Here is a 20825-nt window from a genome sequence, read left to right as displayed (position 1 = left end):
AACTGACAATGGCCGTTGTAGAGCTGGGCGTGTTGATGTACCAAGGTGCGCAGTTGGCCGCCGTGCACGGCTTGACCGACCTGTTCGGGGTGGCCAACCGGATTGCCGCCGAGTATCAGTCCGAGCAATTGCCGTTGCTGCGGATCAGCCATTGGCAGGTACAAACCGAGGGTAAACCGACAAGGGTATTCGACAGCCACCCAGGGCCCGAACAACCGATGATGGCCGTGCTGGTGCCACCGTCGATTGGCGAGTTCACCGAAGAACAAGCGCCGCCTGCGCTGCTCGAGTGGATTCGCCAGCAACACTCAGCGGGTACTGTACTGGGTGGCGTGTGCATCGGCTCGATCATGCTGGCGCGCAGCGGCTTGTTGGATGGGCGCAGCGCGACCACCCATTGGTCCTCGGCCCAATCCTTCGCCGAGTGTTACCCGGCCGTGCGCCTGGAGGCGGATAAACCCATCGTCGATGACGGCGACCTGATCACCACCGCCGGGCTGATGGCCTGGTCCGAACTGGGCCTGCGCCTGGTCGACCGCCTGATGGGCCCGAGCATTGCGGCCGACACCGCGCGCTTTTTGGTGATCGAGCACAGCGACAGCGCCAGCCAGTGCGGTAGCAACTTTGCGCCGATCCTCGGGCATGGCGATGCGGCCATCCTCAAGGTTCAGCATTGGTTGCAGGCCAGCGGGGCGGTGGATGTTTCCGTCGCCGCCATGGCGCAAGAGGCGGGTCTGGAAGAACGTACCTTCCTGCGGCGTTTTCGCGGCGCCACCGGCCTCAAACCCACCGAATACTGCCAGCACCTGCGTGTGGGCAAGGCGCGGCAGATGCTGGAGTTTACCAACGGCACCATCGACCATATCGCGTGGACCGTGGGCTATCAGGACCCGGGCGCCTTTCGCGCCACGTTCAAGAAAATCACCGGCCTGGCACCGAGCGATTACCGCAGCCGATTTGGGGTGTAAATCGTGCAGAACACCACGACCTCGCGGCATCGTCGTGCAGAATCAGGCAGGCCAACTGCCATCGCCTTTTCGGCAACTGATTGATTTCAAAACCATCCCGGTCCGGGCAGCCTTGGCCTGATCCCTGCAAGCTAGCTTCTACACTCATGGCAGGATGGCCAAGGGGGATGCATGACTCCGACTCAACGCAAGAAACTGGTGCTCGCTCACTCCACGCGAGAGGGCGCACCGCAGCACGAAGTCGACACCAACCTGGCCCTGGCGCGCTGGCTGGCGCAGATATTGGGGCTCGAATTCGGCGGCAGCTATGATCCGCACACCCACGCTGGCCGCGAGGTCTACCTGCTCCCCACACAAACCCTGATCGGGCCTGCCCAGGCGCTGGCGCTGAATATCAAGGGCCCCGAGGACCTGTGGGGCGGTTATGTGGAGTACGCTTTCATCGGCACCAAAGCCATCAGCCACGGCCTGCTGGGCCCTGATGCCACGGCGCCCGATGGCTGGTCGCCGTTGTTTTGCGAGCGCGTGCGCGACGTGGTGTTGGACGGCCTGAGCGTATTTGCGCTCAAGGATGCTCAGGAGGCCGCCAAGCGCCTGCTCTACAGCGGGCCCATCCGCTTGAAGCCGGTACACGCTTGCGCCGGGCGCGGCCAGGAAGTTATCCACAGCCTTGACGCATTCGACGCCGTGCTGGCGCGCCCCGACGCCGCGCAGCTCTTCAGCGAGGGCGTGGTGCTGGAACAAGACCTGCACGATGTGGTCACCCATAGTGTGGGCCAGAGTTTTATCGGCGATCACGTGTTCAGTTACTGTGGCGAGCAGTACCTGACCCGGGACGGGCAGGGCGAAAAGGTCTACGGCGGCTCCAATCTGCTGGTGGTGCCGGGTTATTACGAAGATTTGCTCATGCTCGAGCTGCCTGAAGATGTGCGCCTGGCCATCGAGCAAGCCCAGGTCTTCGACGCCGCGGCCGATGAAGCCTACCCCGGCTTCTACGCCTCGCGGCGCAACTATGACATCGCCCAAGGGCTGGACAGCGATGGACAGCGCCGCAGTGGTGTCCTTGAGCAATCCTGGCGCATGGGTGGGGCCAGCAGCGCGGAAGTCGCGGCGCTGCAATGCTTCATCGACCACCCAGGCCTCAAGGCCATTGAGGTGTCCTCGGTAGAAACCTACGTGGACCAGGCGCTGCCGGCGGATGCCATCGAGGTGTACCGCGGCCCCGCACAAAACAGCGACTTTCTTCTCAAGTACGTAACGGTTAAGGCTTATGACGGCTAGAAGCGAAAGTATTGCGATCGATATCGACGACGAACAGATGAGCGGCACGTTCCTGAGCCCCAAATCCAAAGTGCCGGGGGTGCTGTTTGTGCACGGTTGGGGCGGTAGTCAGGAGCGTGATCTGGAACGGGCCAAAGGCATCGCCGGCCTCGGCTGTGTGTGCCTGACCTTCGACCTGCGCGGTCATGCCGGCAGCGGTCTTTCACTGAACCGCGTGACCCGCGAAGACAACCTGCGCGACCTGTTGGCCGCCTACGACCGGCTGCTCTCCCACCCGGCCATCGACACCTCGGCGGTGGCGGTGGTGGGCACCAGCTATGGCGGTTACCTGGCAGCGATCCTGACCTCACTGCGCCCGGTGCGCTGGCTGGCGTTGCGGGTGCCGGCGCTGTACCGCGATGAAGAGTGGCTCAAGCCCAAGCGTGACCTGGACAAGATGGATTTGATGGATTACCGCAGTACCCTGGTGCATGCCGACACCAACCGCGCGTTGCACGCGTGTTCGGCCTTTACCGGGGATGTGCTGATCGTCGAATCGGAAACCGACGACCACGTGCCCCACGCCACCATCATGAGCTACCGCGCGGCGTGCCAGCAGACCCATTCCCTCACCCACCGCATCATCGATGGCGCCGACCATTCCCTCAGCGATCCGGTGTCCCAGCAGGCCTACACCTCGATCCTGGTGGACTGGATTACCGAGATGGTGGTGGGCGAACGGTTGAGCATCATCCAGGCCCAATGAGGGTATCCACCGCCTCATCAGGCCGTCTTCTTCACTCGCAACGCCTTGGCCTTGGCTTCCACCCCCAGGTACATCACCAGCGCGATCAGCAGCGGGCAGATGAAATAAATGGCACGGTAGGCAATTAACCCGGCCAGCAAGCTGCCCCGCGACGCTTCATGTTGCAACAGCCCGATAAACACCGCTTCCAGCACACCCAGCCCGGCCGGGATATGGGTCACTACCCCGGCAATCGCACTGATCAGCAGCACCCCGAGGACCAGCGGGTAGTCCAATTTGGCGGGCAGCAGGGTAAAAATCACCGCCGCCATCAGCGACCAGTTCAAGGCTCCCAAGGCCAACTGCAAACACGCCATGCGCAGCGACGGCAGGTTGATCTCGATGCCGCGGATCGACCACGCGCGCTTTTTCGAAAAACGGCACGCCGCCAGATACGCCAGGCTCGCCAGCACCAACAACAGCCCCACTCCCTGCAGGGCGCCGCTGCTCAGCTTCCACCCTGGCGGCATTGTCACCAACCCGCTGCTGAACACCGCGCCGGCCAATGCCATATAGCCAAACCAATTGGTCGCCAGGCTCAGGCCCAGGATCTTGGCGATATTGCTGGTGCTCACCCCCAGCCGTGAATACAGCCGATAGCGCATGGCAATGCCGCCCACCCACGCACTCAGGTTGAGGTTGAACGCATAGCTGATGATGCCCACCGGCAGGATCTGCTTCCAGCGCAAGGGCTGGCGAATGTAGGTACGGCCGATCAGGTCGAAACAGGCGTAGACGATAAAGCTGCACAGGGTCAGCGCCCCTGCGATCAGCAAGGTGCGCACCTTGAAATCACCCAGGGTCTGCACCACCTCGCTCCAGTCGATGCGCCGCGCGAGCATTGTGAACAGCACGATCAGCAGCAGGAAGAAGGCAATGGTCAGCGGTTTCTTCCAGCGCTTGAAGCGTGAACCAGCGGTTTCAGTCGTCATGGGCCTGGCTCTCCACAGGTTTCAAGCGCGGTTTGTGCGCCGGCAGCCAGCCCGTCAGCACGGGGAAATGGCGCATCACATGGAATACCAGGAACCCCACGGTCAGCCGCCATAGCCACAGGCGTGGCTTACGGTTTTCCGGCATGGTCTGGCAATGCTCTTTTGCGAGTGTTTCCAGGCGCTCGTACAACTGCTGGTTGAACCTGCGGTCGCGGATCAGCACGTTGGCTTCCAGGTTCAGCGACAGGCTCAGCGGGTCCAGGTTGCTTGAGCCCACGGTGCTCCATTCGTCATCCACCAGCGCCACTTTGCCGTGCAGCGGGCGCTGGCAGTACTCGTGGATCACCACGCCATCCTTGAGCAAATAATCGTAAAGCATGCGTGCCGCCAGCTTGGCCAACAGCACATCGGGCTGGCCCTGCATGATCAGTTGCACCTGCACGCCACGCCGCGCCGCATTACGAATCTCGCGCAACAGGCGATAGCCAGGGAAGAAGTAGGCATTGGCGATTACCACCCGTTGCCGCGCTTTGCTCAAGGCCTGGATGTAGGCTTCTTCAATGTCATCGCGGTGTTGCAGGTTGTCACGGTAGATCAGGCGCACCAGGCCATCGCCGCTTTCGGTCGACCACGGCGAAGGCCGGTGCGCGCGCCGCCGCCAGCCGCGTCGCGTACGCACCTGGCGGCCGCTTTGGGCCAGGGCGAAATGATGCAGGTCGGCGACCGCCGGGCCGATCACTTGCACGGCGTAATCCTGCTTGGCCTCCGGGCCGAAATCACCCAAGTGATCGGCCGAAAAATTGATCCCGCCGATAAACCCCACGGCGGCGTCCACCACCACGATCTTGCGATGCAGGCGGCGGAACCAGTTGGTGCGTATGCCGAGGGTTTTTGACGCGGGGTCAAACATTTGCACCAGCACGCCGGCATCCGCCAGTTCCCTCAGAAATGTCGGGCTCAACTCGCCGCAGCCAAACCCATCAAGGCTCACCACCACCTTCACGCCCCGCTGCGCGGCCTCGATCAGGATGCCTTGCAGTTCATGGCCCACCTTGTCTTCAAAAAGAATAAAGGTCTCCAGCAGGATTTCGCGCTGGGCCTGGCGCAGGGCCTCGAACACCCGGGGGAAATACGCTTCGCCATTCTCCAGCAACTCGACCTGGTTGCCGCTTTGCCAGCCGTAGTCCAGGTCACGGGCCTTGGCGTCATCCGGCGGCTGGTCTGTGGAAATGTGCTCGACCGCGACGTTCATAGTTCAATCTCCACCGACAGCGGCACATGGTCTGACAAGTGTGACCAGGGGCGTGTATTCAGCACCCGTGGGTGATGCACCTTCACGTTGCGCACATAGATGCGGTCCAGTGGCAGCAGCGGCAGGCGCGCCGGGAAGGTGCGCGCGGGTTTGCCGAGGGCTTGCACAAAAACCTCTTTGAGGCCGCTCTGGCTCAGGTCGGCGCGCTGGCGCCAGTCGTTGAAATCACCGGCCACTACCAAGGGGGCATCGGTGGGTATCTCGCTGATACGCTGCTCCAGCAGGCGCAGTTGCTGCTGGCGATGCACCTCGCGCAAGCCCAGGTGCATACAGATCGCATGCACCTCCTGCCCCGTGCCCGGCAACTGCAGCACGCAATGCAGCAGGCCTCGGTTTTCATGGCCGCTTTGGGAGATGTCGAGGTTGTCGTAGCGCACGATCTGGAATTTCGACAGCAGCGCATTGCCGTGGTCGCCATGGGGGTAGACCGCGTTACGCCCGTAGGCGAATTGCGGCCAGATGCTGTCGGCGAGGAACTCGTATTGCGGCATGTTCGGCCAGTCGCTGTAGCGCTGGGGATGCTGTTCATGGGTGCCGTGGATTTCCTGCAGGAACACCATGTCGGCGCCCACGCTGCGTACCGCTTCGCGCAGTTCGGGCAGGATGAAGCGTCGATTCAGGGCAGTGAAGCCTTTGTGGATATTGACCGTCAGTACCGTAAAGCGAGTGATGGCGTCGGTCGGTGTCTCGGGGATCAGTTCCGGATGAGTCATGGTAGTACTCCCGGCTCCGGCAATGTTCCAGGCGTTGTGGCGAGCTGCTTATCCAGCTCGAAACGCTGCAGCAACTGTCGGGCATCGAAGGGGGCGCGCACCTTGATGTCATTGTCGAAAAAGCAGAACACGTCCCGCTGTTTGCGGGCCCGGGGCTTGTGATGCGGGTCGATCAGGTGGGCGTCCGCAGGCTGTTTGCCCTGGCGCCAGCACGCAATGCGATCACCCCATCGCTTGAGGGCCTCGGCGGTATAACCGCTGGCGTACAACTGCTTGTCACCGTGCAGGCGCACGTACAGGAAATCAGCGGTGACATCTTCAACATACGGCCACTTACCGGCGGTGTCCGCCACAACCAGCGCAACCCCGTATTTTTCCAGCAACTGCACAAAGGCCGGCACCGTAAAACTCTTATGGCGAATCTCCACCGCATGGCGCAAAGGCTGTTTGCCATGAGCTTGCAGGCTCGCCTTGCCGTTAAGGCGCGGCTCATGCTGGCGGGCGAGGGCGGCGGCCTGTTGGGTGTCGGTCGGTAATTGGGCAAGGAAGGCTTCAAACAGCGGCGGGTCGAACTGGAAGCTGGGCGGAAACTGCCAGAGGATCGGCCCGAGTTTTTCCTTGAGTTCCAGCACCCCGGACGCGAAGAAATTCGCCATTGCCTTGTGCACCTCCCGCAGCCGCAGGATGTGCGTGATGTAGCGCGGCGCCTTGACGCTGAACATGAAACCTTCGGGCGTATCGGCATACCACTCGACGTAGCGCTTGGGCGTTTGCAGCGCATAGAACGAGCCGTTGATTTCGATGCTGTTGACGGCGCGTGAGGCGAACTGCAGCTCACGTTTCTGAGTCAGCCCCTCGGGGTAGAAATCCCCGCGCCAGGGCTTATAGCGCCAGCCGGAAATGCCGATGTGAATCGCCGCCATGCGTGCTCCCGTCGATGTTGGGTCGATTGACCTGCATTTTGGGATGACTGCGAATTTTGTCTGAAAGTTTCCCTGGTCCTACAGACGGCACGTTCTCGGCAGCTAGTGGCGCGCAAACCCGTCCGCCAGCCAGGTCGACACAGGTTTCATTGCCTGATCAACTTCTCCCGCACTGCCTGCTGATCCACCTCCAACAACATGTGTTGTTTGCCGGCGACCATCACGGCAGCAGGCAATCCATCCCGGTACACAATCCGATTGCCGCTCAGCGCGGGCACTTTAGTGCCGGGCAACAAGGTGCCCACCAGGTTCAACGGGTCCGCCCCGCACACCGCAATCAAGCTCCCGTCATGGGGCCTGCGGCGCACTTCGCGCAACAACGGGATCGCCTCCGGCAATGCAAACTGTTCTCCGGCCAACCCGCTGACAAAGCGCCCGCCACGAATCTCGCCGCGCGCCTCCAGCCGATGGAACGTGCGCAGCAGCTCGCGCCAGCTCGGCAACCATTCCGCTTCGCGTTCCAGCAAACGCCAGAACACCACACCGTAGCGGCGCAGCAGGGTCATCGCCACATGTTCCAGGGTCTCGGTGGAGTGCGGGCCGGCGGCGGTGGGGGAACGCCGCACCAAGGCCCAGCGCCCCGCATCGTCCATGCCACCGATGAAGGCCCCGCGCCCACGCCGGCTGCTGCGTGCCTGGCGCTTGCTCGCCGGGGTGGTCAACGCACGCAGCCCGGCGAAGCTGTCGGCATTCACCAGGCCGGCGCCCACCAGTTCCTGCAAAGCGGTTTCCAGTTCGCTGCGCAGCAAGTGGGCCTCATGCACCAGCTCATCGAAAAACAGCGCGCCATGATCGCGCAGGGCCTGATGGACCTTTTGCGCTTTGGGCGACAACGTTTCACTGTCGGTGGGCTCGGTCAGCCCGCTCCACAACCCCACCTGGGCGCGCGGCAGCAGCACCACCGGCGTGCTGCGCAGGGCGCTGGCGCTGGCCTTGGTGCTCAGGCGCATCCATACCAGCTTGCCGCTGCGGCACAGCTCGTCGAGCCAGGTCGATGAGTAATCCTTGATCCGCGCACTGAGCAGGTCACTGTCCCAGGCCGAAGCGGCGGCGGCATAGCCTTCGAACTGCCCGACAATGTCTGGCAACACGACGCTGCCCTGGCCACGGGTGCCATCGGACAGGTGCTGCCAGTCGAACAGAAAACGCATGAAGTCCTGCAACGCCACCGGTTCGATTTCCCGGCGCAGGCGCTTGACCGTGTAGCGATGAATGCGCGCCAGCAAGTGCCGTTCGCACCATTGTTCCTCTGTGATGCCGGGGCTGAAATGCCCACGCAGCACATAGCCCTCCTGCTCCAGGCGCATCAGTGCCTGAGTGACGTCGGCCACCGGCAACGCCAAGGGCGCGGCGATCTCGATCACGCTCAAGGGGCCGAAGCCCCCGAGGCGCGCGCGCAGCACTTCCACCAACGCATCTTCAAACGTCCAGGGCTCATCGAAACCCGGGAGCAGCGGCAAGTCATTGGGATAGATCGCCTGCACGCAGCCCAAGCGCTCCGCCGCCACCCACATCCCATTCGACAAACGATAAGCGCGACCGCTCGTGGCCAGGGTATGCAGCCACTCGTCCCACGGCGGCGTGACCTCATGGCTGGCAATGCACGCCAGGCTCATCAGCGCCTCATGCATTTCGTCCGGCCCCTGGGGCGCCGGCCAGGCTTCCTCGCGCACCCCGTCGATGGCGCCGGCATCCAGGGCGCCAAGGTCGTCGGTGCTCTGCGGGTCGCTCCAGCGCCGGTTGAGCACGGCTTGGGTGCGACGTTCTTCCAGCGGGGCATCGTCGAGGAAGGTGTAGGGCCGGGCACTGAGAATCTCGGCGGCCATGGGCGAGGGGGCCGGCAGGTCGCGGCTGATCAGGCGCACCTCGCCGCGCTCCATGCGCCGCAGCAGGGCCAGCCAGGCGTCGCTGTCCATGGCCTCATGCAGACAGTCATCGAGGGTCTGTTCCACCAGCGGATGTTCCGGCACCTCGCGCTCGCCGGCGAGGTTTTCCAGGCAGGCGATCTGGTCGGGAAACACGCTGGCGATCAGGTCTTCGCTTTTCATGCGCTGGATCTGCGGCGCCACCTTGCGCCCGCCGGTATAGCGCGGTAACGCCAGGGCCACACCGGCATTCCAGCGCCAGCGCACGCCGAACAGCGGCGCATCCAGCACCGCCTGGATCAGCAGGTGTTCGGCGCTGTTACTGTTGAGGTAACGCCACACCTCGTCCAACTCGAAACTGTGGCTGGTGGACAGCGACAGCACGATCGCGTTTTCGCTGGCCGCCGCTTGCAGTTCGAAATTGAACGTGCGGCAAAAGCGCTTGCGCAGGGCCAGGCCCCAGGCCCGATTGACGCGGCTGCCGAACGGCGTGTGGATGATCAGTTGGGTGCCGCCGGACGCGTCGAAAAACCGCTCCATGATCAACGTGTCCTGGGACGGCAGCGCGCCCAGGGCCAGGCGCGCGCGGGCCAGGTAATCGAGGATCTGTTCGGCGCTGGCGCGGTTCAGGCCCAGGGTGCCGGTGAGCCAGTCGAGGGCCCCTTGCAGATTGCCTGGCGTGGCGCCGAGCAAGGCGTCCAACTGCCCCTGCAAACGTGCCACCGCCGCCGATAATTCATTGCTGCGCCCAGGGGCCTCGCCCAGCCAGAATGGGATGGTCGGCGGCTGGCCATGGGCATCCTCGACCCGCACCTTGCCGGCTTCCACGCGCAGGATGCGGTAGGAGGTGTTGCCGAGCTGGAAGATGTCCCCGGCGATGCTTTCCACTGCGAAGTCTTCGTTGACGCTGCCGATATTCAGGCTCTGGGGTTCGAGCAGCACGCTGTAGTCGGCGTTGTCCGGGATGGTGCCGCCGCTGGTCACGGCAGTGAGTCTGGCGCCACGCCGGCCGCGCAGGGTAAGGGTCAGGGCGTCGCGGTGCAGGTAGGCGCTGCGGATGCCCTGGCGGCCGTTGTAACCCTCGGCGAGCATCCGCAGCAGCGCCTGGTAGTGGTGTTCATCCAGCCCGGCATAGGGTGCGGCGCGGTGGATAAGTGCGAGCAGCGCCGCTTCCGACCATTCCTGGGCGCTGACTTCGGCAATGATTTGCTGGGCCAGCACGTCCAGTGGCGCCACCGGAATGTGCAAGGTGTCCAGCTCGCCGCGCCGCACGCAGTCGAGCAGGGCGGCGCATTCGATCAGGTCGTCGCGGGTGGTGGCGAACAGGCGTCCCTTGGGCGTACCGCCAACCTGGTGCCCGGAGCGGCCGACCCGTTGCAGAAAACCATTGATGGAGCCCGGCGAGCCGATCTGGCACACCAGGTCGACCTCGCCGATATCGATCCCCAGTTCCAGGGACGCGGTGGCGATCAGCACTTGCAGCTCGCCGGCCTTGAGCCGTTGTTCGGCCTCCAGGCGCATTTCCTTGGCCAGGCTGCCATGGTGGGCGGCCACGGCGTTCTTGCCCAGGCGCTCGCTCAAGTGCCGGGCCAGGCGTTCGGCCAGGCGCCGGGTGTTGACGAACACCAGCGTGGTGCGGTGTTCGCGGGCCAGGGTAGCGAGGCGGTCGTAGACCAACTCCCAGACATCGTTGGCCATCACCGCCGACAACGGCACCGGCGGCACTTCGATGTCCAGGTCGCGGGGACGCGCGTGGCCGATATCGACGATGTCGCACGCTCGCCCCGTGCCGACCAGAAAGCGCGACACCGCTTCGATGGGGTGTTGCGTGGCCGACAAGCCGATGCGGGTCAACGGCGTGGCGCACAAGCCTTGCAGGCGCTCCAGGCTCAGGGCCAGGTGGCTGCCGCGTTTGCCGGCGGCAATGGCGTGGATCTCATCGACAATCACCGTGCGCGTGCTGGCGAGCATGTGTCGGCCGGAGTCGGAGCCGAGCAGCACGTAGAGCGATTCCGGCGTGGTCACCAGGATATGCGGCGGGCGCTTGCGCATCAGCGCGCGGTCTTTTTGCGCGGTGTCGCCGGTGCGCACGGCGGTGCGGATCACCAATGGCGGCAGGCCCAATGCCTGCAGATGCTCGGTGATCCCCGCCAGCGGGTTTTGCAGGTTGATCTGGATATCGTTGGACAGCGCTTTGAGCGGCGACACATACACCACCAGCGTTTCATCCGGCAGTTGCCCGCCGTTGGCCAGGCCCTGGTGCACCAGGTCATCCAGCACCGCGAGAAACGCCGTGAGCGTCTTGCCGGAACCGGTGGGGGCGGCGATCAGGGTCGAGCGGCGCTGGCGGATCAGCGGCCACGCCTGGGCCTGGGCGTGGGTCACCGAAGGGAAGGTGCTGCGGAACCAGGCACTGACGGCGGGATGGAAGCCGCCCAATGCCGTGTCCGTGGATTCGGGAAGGTTCATTCACCCTATATGCAACCGCCGGGGGCAAGTTGCAACCCCGCACTTTATCCGTGACGGTTGCGCTACAAACCCGCAAAATGCAACGATTCTGGCAAATGCAACTGGCAAGGCTCACATGCTTGCCGACAATAACCATCGTTCCAAACAGACCGGGCCTGCTCAAACTATGCGAATGCGCCTTATGTTACTGGGCGGCGGGAATGCCCTCGGGCAGGCGCTGATTCGCCTCGGTGCGGAGGAAGACATCGGTTTCCTCGCCCCCAAACCGCCCCAAGACGGCTGGGATGCCGCGAGCCTCACCCAGCTTCTCGACGACACCCGTCCCGATGCGTTGATCAACCTCGCCTACTATTTCGACTGGTTCCAGGCCGAAGCGGTCAGCGAAACACGCCTGGCCGCCCAGGAGTTCGCCATCGAGCGCCTGGCCGAATTGTGTCAGCACCACTCCATCACGTTGCTGCAACCGTCCAGCTATCGCGTGTTCGATGGTTCCCGCGCCACCGCCTACAGCGAAAAGGACGAGCCGGTGCCCCTGGGCCTGCGTGGCCAGGCGTTGTGGCGTATCGAACAGAGCGTGCGCGCGACTTGTCCGCAACATGTGCTGCTGCGCTTTGGCTGGCTATTGGATGACAGCATCGACGGCACCCTCGGGCGCTTCCTGGCCCGGGCCGAGACGCCGGATGAGTTGCCGATGGCGGACGACCGTCGCGGCAACCCGACGCCGGTGGACGATGCCGCGCGGGTGATCATCTCGGTGCTCAAGCAACTCGATTGCGCGGCGCCGCTGTGGGGCACGTACCACTACGCCGGGCATGAGGCGACCACGCCGTTGGCGCTGGGCCAGGCGATCCTCACCGAAGCGCGCCACTTTCATGCGCTGGCGATCGAAGCCCCCACCGCCCAGGCCCATGCGGCACGACCGGATGCCGCCGATGAACCGCAACACGCGGTGCTGGCCTGCAAGAAAATCCTCCACACCTTCGGCATCAAGCCACGGGCGTGGCGGGCGGGGTTGCCGGCGTTGCTGGATCGCTTCTACCGCCACGTCTGACACCACACAAAAGCCAATGTGGGGGCTGCCCTCTGTAGGAGCTGGCTTGCCTGCGATAGCATCGCCTGGGTATCACTGATACACCGAGGCGTCTGCATCGCGGGCAAGCCCAGCTCCTACAGAGAGCAGCCCCCACATTGGTTATGCAGGGTTGCTTGGACCCGCGTTAGAACTTGTAGCCGATACCCACCATGTAAACCATCGGGTCCACGTCCACATTCACCTTGGCGCGGGTGCCAGGGGACACGGCGTCGTTTTCCACGGTGGCCTTGGTGCTGATGTCGATGTAGCGCGCCTGGGCGTTGATCATCCACTTGTCGTTGATCATGTAGTCGGCGCCGATCTGCGCGGCCCAACCCCAGGAGTTCTCGGCCTTGAAGTTGCTGAAGCCGGCTTGGGAGGCACTGCTGCCGACGTGTTCGTCGTAGATCCAGGTGTAGTTGATACCGGCGCCAACATAGGGTTGGAACGCGGACTTGCTATCCAGCGGGTAGTACACGACGCTCAGGGTTGGCGGCAGGTGTTTGAGGGTACCGAGCTTGCCGTTGGCGCCGCTGAGGATGGTGTTCTTGATCTTCACGTCATGTTCGAACGGCGTGGCGGCCAACAGCTCGATACCCACGTGGCTGGTCAGCATGTAGGCGAAGTTCAAGCCCAACTGAGTGTCGCTGCTCATAGTCGCCTTGCCGCCCAAGTTGGTGCCGGCCAGTGGGCCTTGGTCAACTTTGACACTACTGCTGTCAGCCTTCGGGTTCACCGTGATTGCACCGGCGCGAATCAGAATGTCGCCCGCTTCGTGAGCGTGGGCAATCGGGGCGACGAGGGCGAGCGCGAAGAGGGACGCGCCGAGCAGAGACTTGTTCATGGGAGCTCCAAAGGACGTTTAAAGGTTGTACGTCCAATGGTAGAGATCGTTCCGTTTGGTCTTTTGACTCAGCTCAATGAAAGGGCGATCAGCGTTCTTCCGGCAGTTCGTAGATGTAAATCTTCTCGGCATCCATCTGGTAGCCGGCATCGGCCAACTCGCTGCTGGACGGTTTGACCTGCATGGCGCCTTCGATCCAATACGGCTGGTACAGCTCATCGAGCTTCACGCCGACTTCGCTTTTCACATGCACGATCTGGTTCGACGGCGGTGGCGGCACATGGATACATGCGCCGAAATACGGCACCAGCAGGAACTCGGTGGTGCGGCCTTCTTCGTTGACCTCCAGCGGCACGATATAGCCCGGCAAGCGGATGTGCTGGCCATCGAGCTGCTGCACGACGGGCGCATTCGGCAATGATTGCTTGGCGGCGGGCGCAGCTTCGACGGACAAGGCATCGGCCATCTTCGACATATCGTGCAGCGGCCTCATGTCCGGCACTTCCGGTGGCGCATCCGGCGGGATCAGCTCCGACCAGGTCAACTCTTTAGGCTGCGCGGCGGCCCATACAGGCAGGGCCACCAGCAGCAACAGCGCAAACAGGGCACGACGCATCGAAGCCTTCCTCATAAACGTATGGACAGGCCATCGGCCAGGGATTGTCGATAGGCACGCCACGCGGGCACGCTGCCCATCAACAATGCTGCGGCCAGGATACCGGCGAGCAGCGTCCATTCATATTCGCTCGGCCAGGACATCGGCAGGTCCAGGCCGTAATTGGCTTGCAAATAACCGCGCGACGCGGCGATGCACACATACAGCAAACCCACGCCCGCAATCACTCCGGACAAGGCCAGAGCGAAGGCTTCGAAGATCAGCAACGTCGCGATATGCCACGGCCGTGCGCCCACCGAGCGCAAAATCGCCATCTCGCGGCGGCGCTCGTTGAGGCTGGTGAGGATCGCCGTGAGCATGCCGATCAAGCCGGTCAGCACCACGAACAGCGAGATCACGAACAGCGCTTTCTCGGCGGTGCCCATCATGCTCCACAGCTCTTGCAGCGCCACGCCCGGCAGGATCGCCAGCATCGGCTCGCCACGGAACTCATTGATCTCGCGTTGCAGGGCGAACGTGGAAATTTTGTTGTTCAGGCCAAGCATGAAGGCGGTGATGGCCTGCGGGGTCAGGTCCATGTTGCGCGCCTGGTCGGCGCTGATGCGACCTTTGCCCTGGGCCGGCACGCCGTTGTGCCAGTCGATGTGGATCGCCTCCATGCCGCCGAGGCTGATGTGCAGCGTGCGGTCCACCGGTGTGCCGGTGCGCTTGAGGATGCCGACCACGGTGAACGGTTTATCGTCGTGCTTGACCAGGCTGACCACCGCCACGCCGTGGGCCAGCACCAGTTTGTCGCCGAGTTTGTAGTGCAAGGCGTCGGCGACTTCGGCGCCGAGCACCACCTCGAACGGGTCGGTGGCGAAAGCGCGGCCGCTGGCGAGTTCAAGGCTCTGCTTGCGGCCGTACTGGTAGTGCTCGAAGTACGACGCGTTGGTGCCCATCACCCGGTAGCCGCGATGGGAGTCGCCGAGGGAAATCGGGATGGCCCATTTCACCTGGGGGTTGGCGGCGAAGTGCTCGAAGCTGTCCCAACGAATGTTGTTGGTGGCATTGCCGATGCGAAACACCGAATACAGCAGCAGGTTGACCGAGCCGGAGCGTGCGCCGACGATCAGGTCGGTGCCGCTGATGGTGCTGGCGAAACTGTTGCGCGCTTCCACGCGTACCCGTTCCACCGCCAGCAGCAGGCACACCGACAGGGCGATAGCGAACGCGGTGAGGATCGCGGTAAAGCGGCGGTTAGCCAGGCTGGCCATGGCTAGACGAAACAAATACATCTCAAACCTCTGCGGGCATGGCGGCGCGATTGAGTTCGGCCAGCGACAGGTTGCGATCGAACAGCGCTGCCAGGCTCTGGTCGTGGCTGACAAACAACAGGCTGGCGCCGGCTTCGCGGCATTCGGCGAACAGCAACTTAAGGAAGGCTTCGCGGGCGTCGTAGTCCAGGGCTGAGGTGGGTTCGTCGGCGATCACCAGTTCCGGTTGGCCGATCAGCGCACGGGCAGCGGCGACCCGTTGCTGCTGGCCGATGGACAACGAATCGGCGCGCCGCTCCAGCAGGTCTTTATCCTTCAAGCCCAGGTGCGCGAGCAAGGCGGCAGCGGCCTGATCGACGCTGCCGTGGCGCTGCCTGGCCCGTTGCGCGCGCAGCTTGGAAAAGTGGCAAGGCAACTCGACGTTCTCGCGCACCGACAAAAATGGCAGCAGGTTGAACTGTTGGAAGATATAACCGGTGTGGTCCACGCGAAAACGGTCGCGGGCGCCGGCCGAGAGCTCGGTCAGCTCCTGGCCGAGCAGGCGAATGCTGCCCCGGCAGGGTTTCTGCACGCCGCCCAGCAGCCCCAGCAACGTGGTCTTGCCACTGCCGCTCGGGCCTTTGAGGAACAGGGTTTCCCCCGCTTCCAGGCGGAACGCGGGGATGTCCAGCAACTGCGGGTGACCGGGCCAGTTGAAGCCCAGGTCAGACAGTTCGATCAATGCTTGGGTCATGGGCACTCAGAACTTCAGGGTGGCTGCTGTGGCCGTCGCATCAACACCTTGCTGGCCGCTTGGGCCGATCAGTTGTACCTGAATTTTCTGGGTGGCGGGGAAGGTCTTGAACACTTGGCTCAGGTCCAGGTTGCTCAGGGCGGTCGGCGTCGCGCAGGTGAATTGGTAGTGGGCGTGGATTTCGCTGTGATCGTGATGATGTTCGTGGGCGCCGTCTTTGGCGTCGTGGTCATGATCATCATCGTCGTCGTGATCCGCTTCCGGCTTGTCGCCGAACAGCGGGCTGTTGAGCTCCTGGCTGCTGATCACACAACCGGCGGCCTTGGGCAGGTTGAACAGTGCCACGGGGTTCTCTAACTGCTTACGTGCCGCCGCGACCTTGGCTTTATCGGCGGCGCTGGTGGCGACATGTTCGAAACCCACCAGGTTCATCGCCGGGCTGTCCAGCTCAAGTTCCAGGGCCTGGCCGTCGAGTACCGCGTTGAGGCGGCCGACCCCGTGTTCGTGGGCGCCGAGGCTGCCATGTTCGTGATCATGGTCGTGCTCATCGGCGGCATGAGCGATGGCGAGCGGCAACAGGGCAAATGGCAAAGCAAGCATCAGGCGGCGCATGAGTGAGCTCCAGAACATGAAGGTTTTGTTATGTGATCTTATAACAAATGGTGTCGAGAGTTTGACCGCCCGCTTGGCGTTGCGCAAGCCACATGGGAGCATGCCCATCAGAAAAATGCAGGAGGAAGGACGATGTTGCGAATTCGTGGAACCGTCGGCGACCTGCCGGTGGACTTGACCGTGGAGCTGGACGACGACGATTGGGCGCGCCTTGGCGCGCGCTTGCAGGCCACGCCCGAGGCCAGTGTGGCGGTTGCGCCGGTTGCAGCGGTCAAGCCCAATGATGACCTGTGGCAGAGCGCCCAGGACCTGCTGCGCAACGCCGGGCAACTCAATGGCCTGGAATTGCTCGATCAGTTGCAAGGTTTGGCCGGCGATGTCTCGGCGGCCAAGCGCCTGCTGGTGCGCCTGCGCCATAGCGTCAAGGTCAACGTGGCGAGCGGCGGTGATACGCCGCTCTATACCTGGATCGACCCCTCGTAGGAGCGAGCTTGCTCGCGAAAAACCCAAGCACACCGCATTCATTCAGGATGGGCGCGGTCTGGTTGACGTCCTTCGCGAGCAAGCTCGCTCCTGCAGGGCGGTTAATACAACGCGGCGAACAGTTTGCGACGGTACACGGGCACCAGCGGGTGATCATTGCCCAGCAACTCGAACACCTGCAGCAAGGTCTTGTGCGGCAGGCCTTCGCTGTAGCTGCGGTTGCGGATAAACAACCTGAGCAGGCCTTCCAGCGCCGCGTCGTACTGCTGGCGCGCCAGTTGCTGGATGGACAGCTGATAGGCGGCTTCGTCGTCCTGGGGGTTTTGCGCCAGGCGGCTTTTCAGCTCGGCGGCATCGGGTAAATCGGCGGCCTGGCGCAGGAAGGTGATCTGCGCCTTGGCCCCGGCGAGGGCGGCTTTGTGGTCGTCGCTTTTCACGGCGTCGAGCACGGTCTGGGCCTCACCCAATTCACCGCGCTCGGCCAGGCAGCGTGCGTACAGAATCAGCGCGGCGGCGTTGGTATTGTCTTCGCCCAGCAGTGCGACCAACAGCGCTTCGGCCTCGCTGATGCGGCCCTCGGCAAACAAGGCCTGGGCCTGCACCAAGGGATCGGCCGCCTTCGGCGCGGGCATTTGTACATGCGGCGCGAGCAGCGCACGCACCGCCGACTCCGGCTGCGCCCCGGCAAAACCGTCCACCGGCTGGCCATCCTTGAACAACACCACGGTCGGCAGGCTTTGAATGCCAAAACGCGCGACGATGTCCTGCTCGGCCTCGCAATCGACCTTGGCCAGCAGCAACTCGCCCTGATAACTCTCGGCGATCTGCGCCAGCATTGGCATCAGTGCCTTGCACGGTGCGCACCATTCGGCCCAGAAATCCACCAGTACGGGCTTTTCGAAGGACTTTTGAATGACTGCCTGGTCGAAGGTGGCAGTGGTAGCGTCGAAGATGTAGGGCGTGGGCTCACTCATGGGACGTCTCGAATAAAGCGGGAATGGGGCAACTATAAGGGCTGGCGCCGCGAATGGTACAGGCTCACCTTGCGAAACTCCCAAGGCTCGGCCAGGTCCGGCAGCGTCAGCGCATCGAGGATCTCCAGGCGCCGATAAGCCGGGTGCTGGAAGTCGCGCACCCGCGAGTCCGCTACCAGCGTTTCGCGCCCTCGGCTGAGGAACTGGTCCAGCAGCGGCAGGTTGGCGCGGTCGTAGAGCACATCGGCCACCAGGATCAGGTCGAAGCGATCGGTTTCGGCGAAGAAGTCGGCGCAATAACCCAGTTCCACCTCATTGAGTTCGGCATTCGCCCGGCAGGCGGCCAACGCCAGCGGGTCCAGGTCGCAGGCCACCACTTCCACCGCACCGGCTTTGACGGCCGCAATCGCGGCCACGCCGGAACCGGCGCCAAAATCCAGCACGCGCTTGCCGGCCACCCAGTCGGGGTTCGCCGCCAGGTAGCGCGCCAGGGCCAGGCCGCTGGCCCAGCAAAAACTCCAATAAGGCGGTTCATGCAGGATGCGCCGGGTTTCCTCGGAGCTGAAGGCGCGATCCATATTGTCCGCATCCAGCAGCCACAACGACAGTTCGGTGCCCGGCAAAGGGCAGGGCACCAGTTGGGCGTCGCCGATCAGTTCGCTCAGGGCGCGCTGCAGGTCCAGCGGTGGCGTCATGGAGCCTTGACGAGTTGCAGGGGGCCGGTGGTCTGGGTGATCGCCTGGGTGATGCGCACGGCGGGCAGGTGCAAAATCAACTGGCCGGACTGGCTGGCACGGCCACGCAATTCAACCCGCGCGCCGGCCGGGAAGGCCTCGGGGTTGAAGCGCAGGCGAAAGGCCACGGGCTTGCCGTTGCCGGTGAGTACGCTGCTGGCGAGCAATTGCTGGGGGCGCGAACGGTCGTCGATCACCAGCAGGGCCATCTCGACCTCGGCACCGGCGGGCACATTGCTCAGGCTGCCGTTGATTTCACGTTGATAAGCCGGCAAGGGGCCGAGTTCTTCGATCCCCGGCACTTTTTTCTCCTGCACGGGCGTGGGTTGAGGGGCGGCCGGTTTGGGGGCTTCGCTGCTGCAGGCGACCAGAAAACTGAACAGGGTAAGCAAAACAAGTGGTCGTAACTGCATATACGGCTCCAGAAAGGACAAAATCCGTGGCTTGAAATACACGAAACATAATAGCCAGCCTATATACCGTAAAGGCTATGGCTTGTCTTGCCACAGGGATGCGCTACCATGGCCCTCCCTTTTTTTGTTGCCTGCCACCATGCACTGTCCCTTCTGCGGTGCCAACGACACCAAGGTCATTGACTCACGTCTGGTCGCCGAGGGCGATCAGGTACGTCGCCGGCGCGAATGCCTGGCTTCTGGCTGCGGTGAACGTTTCACCACCTTCGAAACCGCCGAACTGGTATTGCCACGGCTGATCAAGTCCGACGGCAGCCGCCAACCCTTCGACGAAGACAAACTGCGCGCCGGTATGCAGCGCGCCCTGGAAAAACGCCCGGTGAGTGTCGAACGGCTGGAAGCGGCCTTGGCGCACATCAAGCACAAGCTGCGGGCGACCGGCGAACGCGAGGTCAAGAGCCTGGTGGTTGGAGAGCTGGTGATGGGCGAGTTGCAAAAGCTCGACGAAGTCGCCTATATCCGTTTCGCTTCGGTGTATCGACGCTTCCAGGACCTCAATGAGTTCCGCGAAGAGATCGACCGCCTGGCCCGTGAGCCCGCCAAAAAATGAACCCTCCGTCTGCTGAACAGGCCGTCCTCGACGCCCATTACATGGCGCGCGCCCTCGAACTGGCGCGCAATGGGCGGTACACCACCCATCCCAACCCTCGGGTCGGCTGCGTGATTGTGCGCGACGGGCAGATCGTCGGCGAAGGCTGGCATGTGCGTACCGGTGAACCCCATGCCGAAGTGCATGCCCTGCGCGCCGCCGGCGACAAGGCACGGGGCGCCACGGCGTACGTCACCCTTGAGCCTTGCAGCCATTATGGCCACACCCCGCCGTGCGCCGATGCGCTGGTGAGTGCCGGGTTGGCGCGGGTGGTGGCGGCGATGCAGGACCCCAACCCGGAAGTCGCCGGGCGCGGTATGCAGCGCCTGGCCCAGGCCGGGATCGAGATTCGTAGCGGTGTGCTCGAAGGTGAAGCGCGGGCCCTGAACAAGGGCTTCCTCAAACGCATGGAACATGGCCTGCCGTTTGTGCGGGTCAAGCTGGCGATGAGCCTGGACGGCCGCACCGCGATGGCCAGCGGCGAGAGCCAATGGATCACCGGCCCCGCCGCCCGCGCCGCCGTACAGCGCCTGCGCGCCGAGGCCAGCGTGGTGCTGACCGGTGCCGACACGGTGCTGGCCGACGGTGCACGGCTGACCGTGCGCGCCGCCGAGCTGGGCCTGGACGAAGCCACCACCGCTCTCGCCATGTCACGCCCGCCGCTGCGCGTATTGATCGACGGTCGCTTGCGCGTGCCGCTCAATGCGCCGTTCTTCAAGGCCGGCCCGGCATTGGTGATTACCTGCGTCACCGCAGAGAACCAGTTCCCCCGTGGCCCTGAATGCCTGGTGGTGCCGGGCGTTGACGGCCAGGTCGATCTGCGCTCTGCGCTGGTGGCCCTGGCCGCGCGGGGTGTCAACGAAGTACTGGTGGAAGCAGGCCCGAGCCTGGCAGGCGCATTTGCCCAGCAGGGCCTGGTGGATGAATACGTGATTTTCGTCGCCGGCAAGTTCCTGGGCTCCGCCGCCCGGCCGTTGCTGGACTGGCCGCTTGAGAAACTGGCCGACGCCCCCCAACTCAAGATCACTGAAATGCGCGCTGTGGGCGACGACTGGCGAGTCACTGCCATCCCTATACTCCCAGCGAGCGTATAATTCCCGGCCTGCGCTTGAGCGTCAGCCCCTCGTTTTCA

Annotated in this window: 20 protein-coding genes; 7 read left to right on the top strand and 13 right to left on the bottom strand. The window is 63.6% G+C overall.

Going from position 1 to position 20825, the window contains the following annotated elements:
* Positions 1 to 8 precede the first annotated feature (8 nt).
* The 3 genes from AB4O05_RS01445 (at position 9) to AB4O05_RS01435 (ending at position 2994) form a co-directional block, all read left to right on the top strand.
* On the top strand, positions 9 to 968 hold the full coding sequence (locus AB4O05_RS01445; protein ID WP_460133614.1) for a GlxA family transcriptional regulator: 960 nt from the start codon (positions 9 to 11) through the stop codon (positions 966 to 968).
* Positions 969 to 1139: 171 nt separating this feature from the next.
* Positions 1140 to 2249: a DUF3182 family protein gene (locus AB4O05_RS01440; RefSeq protein WP_460133615.1), complete on the top strand. Its 1110-nt coding sequence runs from the start codon at positions 1140 to 1142 to the stop codon at positions 2247 to 2249.
* Positions 2239 to 2994 (top strand): alpha/beta hydrolase family protein, encoded by a 756-nt coding sequence (locus AB4O05_RS01435; RefSeq protein ID WP_460133616.1) that lies wholly within the window; start codon positions 2239 to 2241, stop codon positions 2992 to 2994. The genes AB4O05_RS01440 and AB4O05_RS01435 overlap by 11 nt, the downstream gene beginning before the upstream one ends.
* 17 nt (positions 2995 to 3011) lie before the next feature.
* Here the strand turns inward: AB4O05_RS01435 and AB4O05_RS01430 are convergent, their stop codons facing one another.
* The 5 genes from AB4O05_RS01430 to AB4O05_RS01410 form a co-directional block, all read right to left on the bottom strand.
* Positions 3012 to 3965, bottom strand: a complete 954-nt coding sequence (locus AB4O05_RS01430; RefSeq protein ID WP_460133618.1) for a lysylphosphatidylglycerol synthase domain-containing protein — start codon at positions 3963 to 3965, stop codon at positions 3012 to 3014.
* The gene (clsB, locus tag AB4O05_RS01425) at positions 3955 to 5217 is read right to left on the bottom strand and encodes a cardiolipin synthase ClsB (protein WP_460133621.1); all 1263 of its coding nucleotides are present in this window, start codon (positions 5215 to 5217) and stop codon (positions 3955 to 3957) included. Before clsB ends, AB4O05_RS01430 begins: the two co-directional genes overlap by 11 nt.
* Positions 5214 to 5990 carry an endonuclease/exonuclease/phosphatase family protein gene (locus AB4O05_RS01420; RefSeq protein WP_460133623.1) on the bottom strand — a complete coding sequence of 259 codons (777 nt, stop codon included), beginning with the start codon at positions 5988 to 5990 and terminating at the stop codon, positions 5214 to 5216. Before AB4O05_RS01420 ends, clsB begins: the two co-directional genes overlap by 4 nt.
* Positions 5987 to 6913 carry a DUF72 domain-containing protein gene (locus AB4O05_RS01415; RefSeq protein WP_460133625.1) on the bottom strand — a complete coding sequence of 309 codons (927 nt, stop codon included), beginning with the start codon at positions 6911 to 6913 and terminating at the stop codon, positions 5987 to 5989. Before AB4O05_RS01415 ends, AB4O05_RS01420 begins: the two co-directional genes overlap by 4 nt.
* 146 nt (positions 6914 to 7059) lie before the next feature.
* Complete coding sequence (locus tag AB4O05_RS01410; protein ID WP_460133627.1) at positions 7060 to 11307, bottom strand: Lhr family helicase; 4248 nt, start codon at positions 11305 to 11307, stop codon at positions 7060 to 7062.
* A 166-nt stretch (positions 11308 to 11473) separates the two neighbouring features.
* Between AB4O05_RS01410 and AB4O05_RS01405 the strand changes: the two genes are divergently transcribed.
* The gene (locus AB4O05_RS01405) at positions 11474 to 12358 is read left to right on the top strand and encodes a sugar nucleotide-binding protein (protein WP_460133629.1); all 885 of its coding nucleotides are present in this window, start codon (positions 11474 to 11476) and stop codon (positions 12356 to 12358) included.
* 166 nt (positions 12359 to 12524) lie between these two features.
* Here the strand turns inward: AB4O05_RS01405 and AB4O05_RS01400 are convergent, their stop codons facing one another.
* The 5 genes from AB4O05_RS01400 to AB4O05_RS01380 all read right to left on the bottom strand — a co-directional run bounded on the left by AB4O05_RS01400 (position 12525) and on the right by AB4O05_RS01380 (position 16440).
* Positions 12525 to 13223: an OmpW/AlkL family protein gene (locus AB4O05_RS01400; protein WP_460133632.1), complete on the bottom strand. Its 699-nt coding sequence runs from the start codon at positions 13221 to 13223 to the stop codon at positions 12525 to 12527.
* An 88-nt stretch (positions 13224 to 13311) separates the two neighbouring features.
* Complete coding sequence (locus AB4O05_RS01395) at positions 13312 to 13839, bottom strand: DUF3299 domain-containing protein (RefSeq protein ID WP_460133634.1); 528 nt, start codon at positions 13837 to 13839, stop codon at positions 13312 to 13314.
* 11 nt (positions 13840 to 13850) lie between these two features.
* Entirely contained in the window at positions 13851 to 15116 is a 1266-nt protein-coding gene (locus tag AB4O05_RS01390) for an ABC transporter permease (RefSeq protein ID WP_460133635.1), read from the bottom strand.
* A gap of 1 nt (position 15117) precedes the next feature.
* Entirely contained in the window at positions 15118 to 15828 is a 711-nt protein-coding gene (locus AB4O05_RS01385; RefSeq protein ID WP_460133636.1) for an ABC transporter ATP-binding protein, read from the bottom strand.
* A gap of 6 nt (positions 15829 to 15834) precedes the next feature.
* On the bottom strand, positions 15835 to 16440 hold the full coding sequence (locus tag AB4O05_RS01380; RefSeq protein WP_460133637.1) for a DUF2796 domain-containing protein: 606 nt from the start codon (positions 16438 to 16440) through the stop codon (positions 15835 to 15837).
* Between the two features lie 132 nt (positions 16441 to 16572).
* On the opposite strand from AB4O05_RS01380, the gene AB4O05_RS01375 reads away from it, so the two are divergent.
* A complete protein-coding gene (locus tag AB4O05_RS01375) occupies positions 16573 to 16923 on the top strand; it encodes a hypothetical protein (protein WP_460133638.1) in 351 nt (116 codons plus the stop codon).
* Positions 16924 to 17024: 101 nt separating this feature from the next.
* Here the strand turns inward: AB4O05_RS01375 and trxA are convergent, their stop codons facing one another.
* Genes trxA through AB4O05_RS01360 form a run of 3 tightly spaced genes read right to left on the bottom strand, consistent with a single transcriptional unit; the run spans position 17025 to position 19044 of the window.
* A complete protein-coding gene (gene trxA, locus AB4O05_RS01370) occupies positions 17025 to 17897 on the bottom strand; it encodes a thioredoxin (RefSeq protein ID WP_460133641.1) in 873 nt (290 codons plus the stop codon).
* A 32-nt stretch (positions 17898 to 17929) separates the two neighbouring features.
* Positions 17930 to 18592, bottom strand: coding sequence for a class I SAM-dependent methyltransferase (locus AB4O05_RS01365; RefSeq protein ID WP_460133642.1), 663 nt, complete (start codon positions 18590 to 18592; stop codon positions 17930 to 17932).
* Positions 18589 to 19044 (bottom strand): YbaY family lipoprotein, encoded by a 456-nt coding sequence (locus tag AB4O05_RS01360; RefSeq protein ID WP_460133643.1) that lies wholly within the window; start codon positions 19042 to 19044, stop codon positions 18589 to 18591. The genes AB4O05_RS01365 and AB4O05_RS01360 overlap by 4 nt, the downstream gene beginning before the upstream one ends.
* 139 nt (positions 19045 to 19183) lie before the next feature.
* On the opposite strand from AB4O05_RS01360, the gene nrdR reads away from it, so the two are divergent.
* Entirely contained in the window at positions 19184 to 19654 is a 471-nt protein-coding gene (nrdR, locus tag AB4O05_RS01355; protein WP_460133644.1) for a transcriptional regulator NrdR, read from the top strand.
* Positions 19651 to 20787, top strand: a complete 1137-nt coding sequence (ribD, locus tag AB4O05_RS01350) for a bifunctional diaminohydroxyphosphoribosylaminopyrimidine deaminase/5-amino-6-(5-phosphoribosylamino)uracil reductase RibD (RefSeq protein ID WP_460133645.1) — start codon at positions 19651 to 19653, stop codon at positions 20785 to 20787. Before nrdR ends, ribD begins: the two co-directional genes overlap by 4 nt.
* Positions 20788 to 20825 lie beyond the last annotated feature (38 nt).

The organism is Pseudomonas sp. S1_G07 (genome assembly GCF_054668565.1).
The sequence above is the reverse complement of the archived record's forward strand: the minus strand, read 5'-3'. Positions and strand labels throughout refer to the sequence as shown.

Coding starts and splice junctions, on each gene's coding strand:
- AB4O05_RS01415 (WP_460133625.1), bottom strand. CDS start 6,913: ATGGCGGCGATTCACATCGGCATTTCCGGCTGGCGCTATAAGCCCTGG.
- AB4O05_RS01410 (WP_460133627.1), bottom strand. CDS start 11,307: ATGAACCTTCCCGAATCCACGGACACGGCATTGGGCGGCTTCCATCCC.
- nrdR (WP_460133644.1), top strand. CDS start 19,184: ATGCACTGTCCCTTCTGCGGTGCCAACGACACCAAGGTCATTGACTCA.
- AB4O05_RS01390 (WP_460133635.1), bottom strand. CDS start 15,116: ATGTATTTGTTTCGTCTAGCCATGGCCAGCCTGGCTAACCGCCGCTTT.
- AB4O05_RS01440 (WP_460133615.1), top strand. CDS start 1,140: ATGACTCCGACTCAACGCAAGAAACTGGTGCTCGCTCACTCCACGCGA.
- AB4O05_RS01385 (WP_460133636.1), bottom strand. CDS start 15,828: ATGACCCAAGCATTGATCGAACTGTCTGACCTGGGCTTCAACTGGCCC.
- AB4O05_RS01395 (WP_460133634.1), bottom strand. CDS start 13,839: ATGCGTCGTGCCCTGTTTGCGCTGTTGCTGCTGGTGGCCCTGCCTGTA.
- ribD (WP_460133645.1), top strand. CDS start 19,651: ATGAACCCTCCGTCTGCTGAACAGGCCGTCCTCGACGCCCATTACATG.
- AB4O05_RS01365 (WP_460133642.1), bottom strand. CDS start 18,592: ATGACGCCACCGCTGGACCTGCAGCGCGCCCTGAGCGAACTGATCGGC.
- AB4O05_RS01360 (WP_460133643.1), bottom strand. CDS start 19,044: ATGCAGTTACGACCACTTGTTTTGCTTACCCTGTTCAGTTTTCTGGTC.
- AB4O05_RS01405 (WP_460133629.1), top strand. CDS start 11,474: ATGCGAATGCGCCTTATGTTACTGGGCGGCGGGAATGCCCTCGGGCAG.
- trxA (WP_460133641.1), bottom strand. CDS start 17,897: ATGAGTGAGCCCACGCCCTACATCTTCGACGCTACCACTGCCACCTTC.
- AB4O05_RS01375 (WP_460133638.1), top strand. CDS start 16,573: ATGTTGCGAATTCGTGGAACCGTCGGCGACCTGCCGGTGGACTTGACC.
- clsB (WP_460133621.1), bottom strand. CDS start 5,217: ATGAACGTCGCGGTCGAGCACATTTCCACAGACCAGCCGCCGGATGAC.
- AB4O05_RS01380 (WP_460133637.1), bottom strand. CDS start 16,440: ATGCGCCGCCTGATGCTTGCTTTGCCATTTGCCCTGTTGCCGCTCGCC.
- AB4O05_RS01420 (WP_460133623.1), bottom strand. CDS start 5,990: ATGACTCATCCGGAACTGATCCCCGAGACACCGACCGACGCCATCACT.
- AB4O05_RS01445 (WP_460133614.1), top strand. CDS start 9: ATGGCCGTTGTAGAGCTGGGCGTGTTGATGTACCAAGGTGCGCAGTTG.
- AB4O05_RS01435 (WP_460133616.1), top strand. CDS start 2,239: ATGACGGCTAGAAGCGAAAGTATTGCGATCGATATCGACGACGAACAG.
- AB4O05_RS01400 (WP_460133632.1), bottom strand. CDS start 13,223: ATGAACAAGTCTCTGCTCGGCGCGTCCCTCTTCGCGCTCGCCCTCGTC.
- AB4O05_RS01430 (WP_460133618.1), bottom strand. CDS start 3,965: ATGACGACTGAAACCGCTGGTTCACGCTTCAAGCGCTGGAAGAAACCG.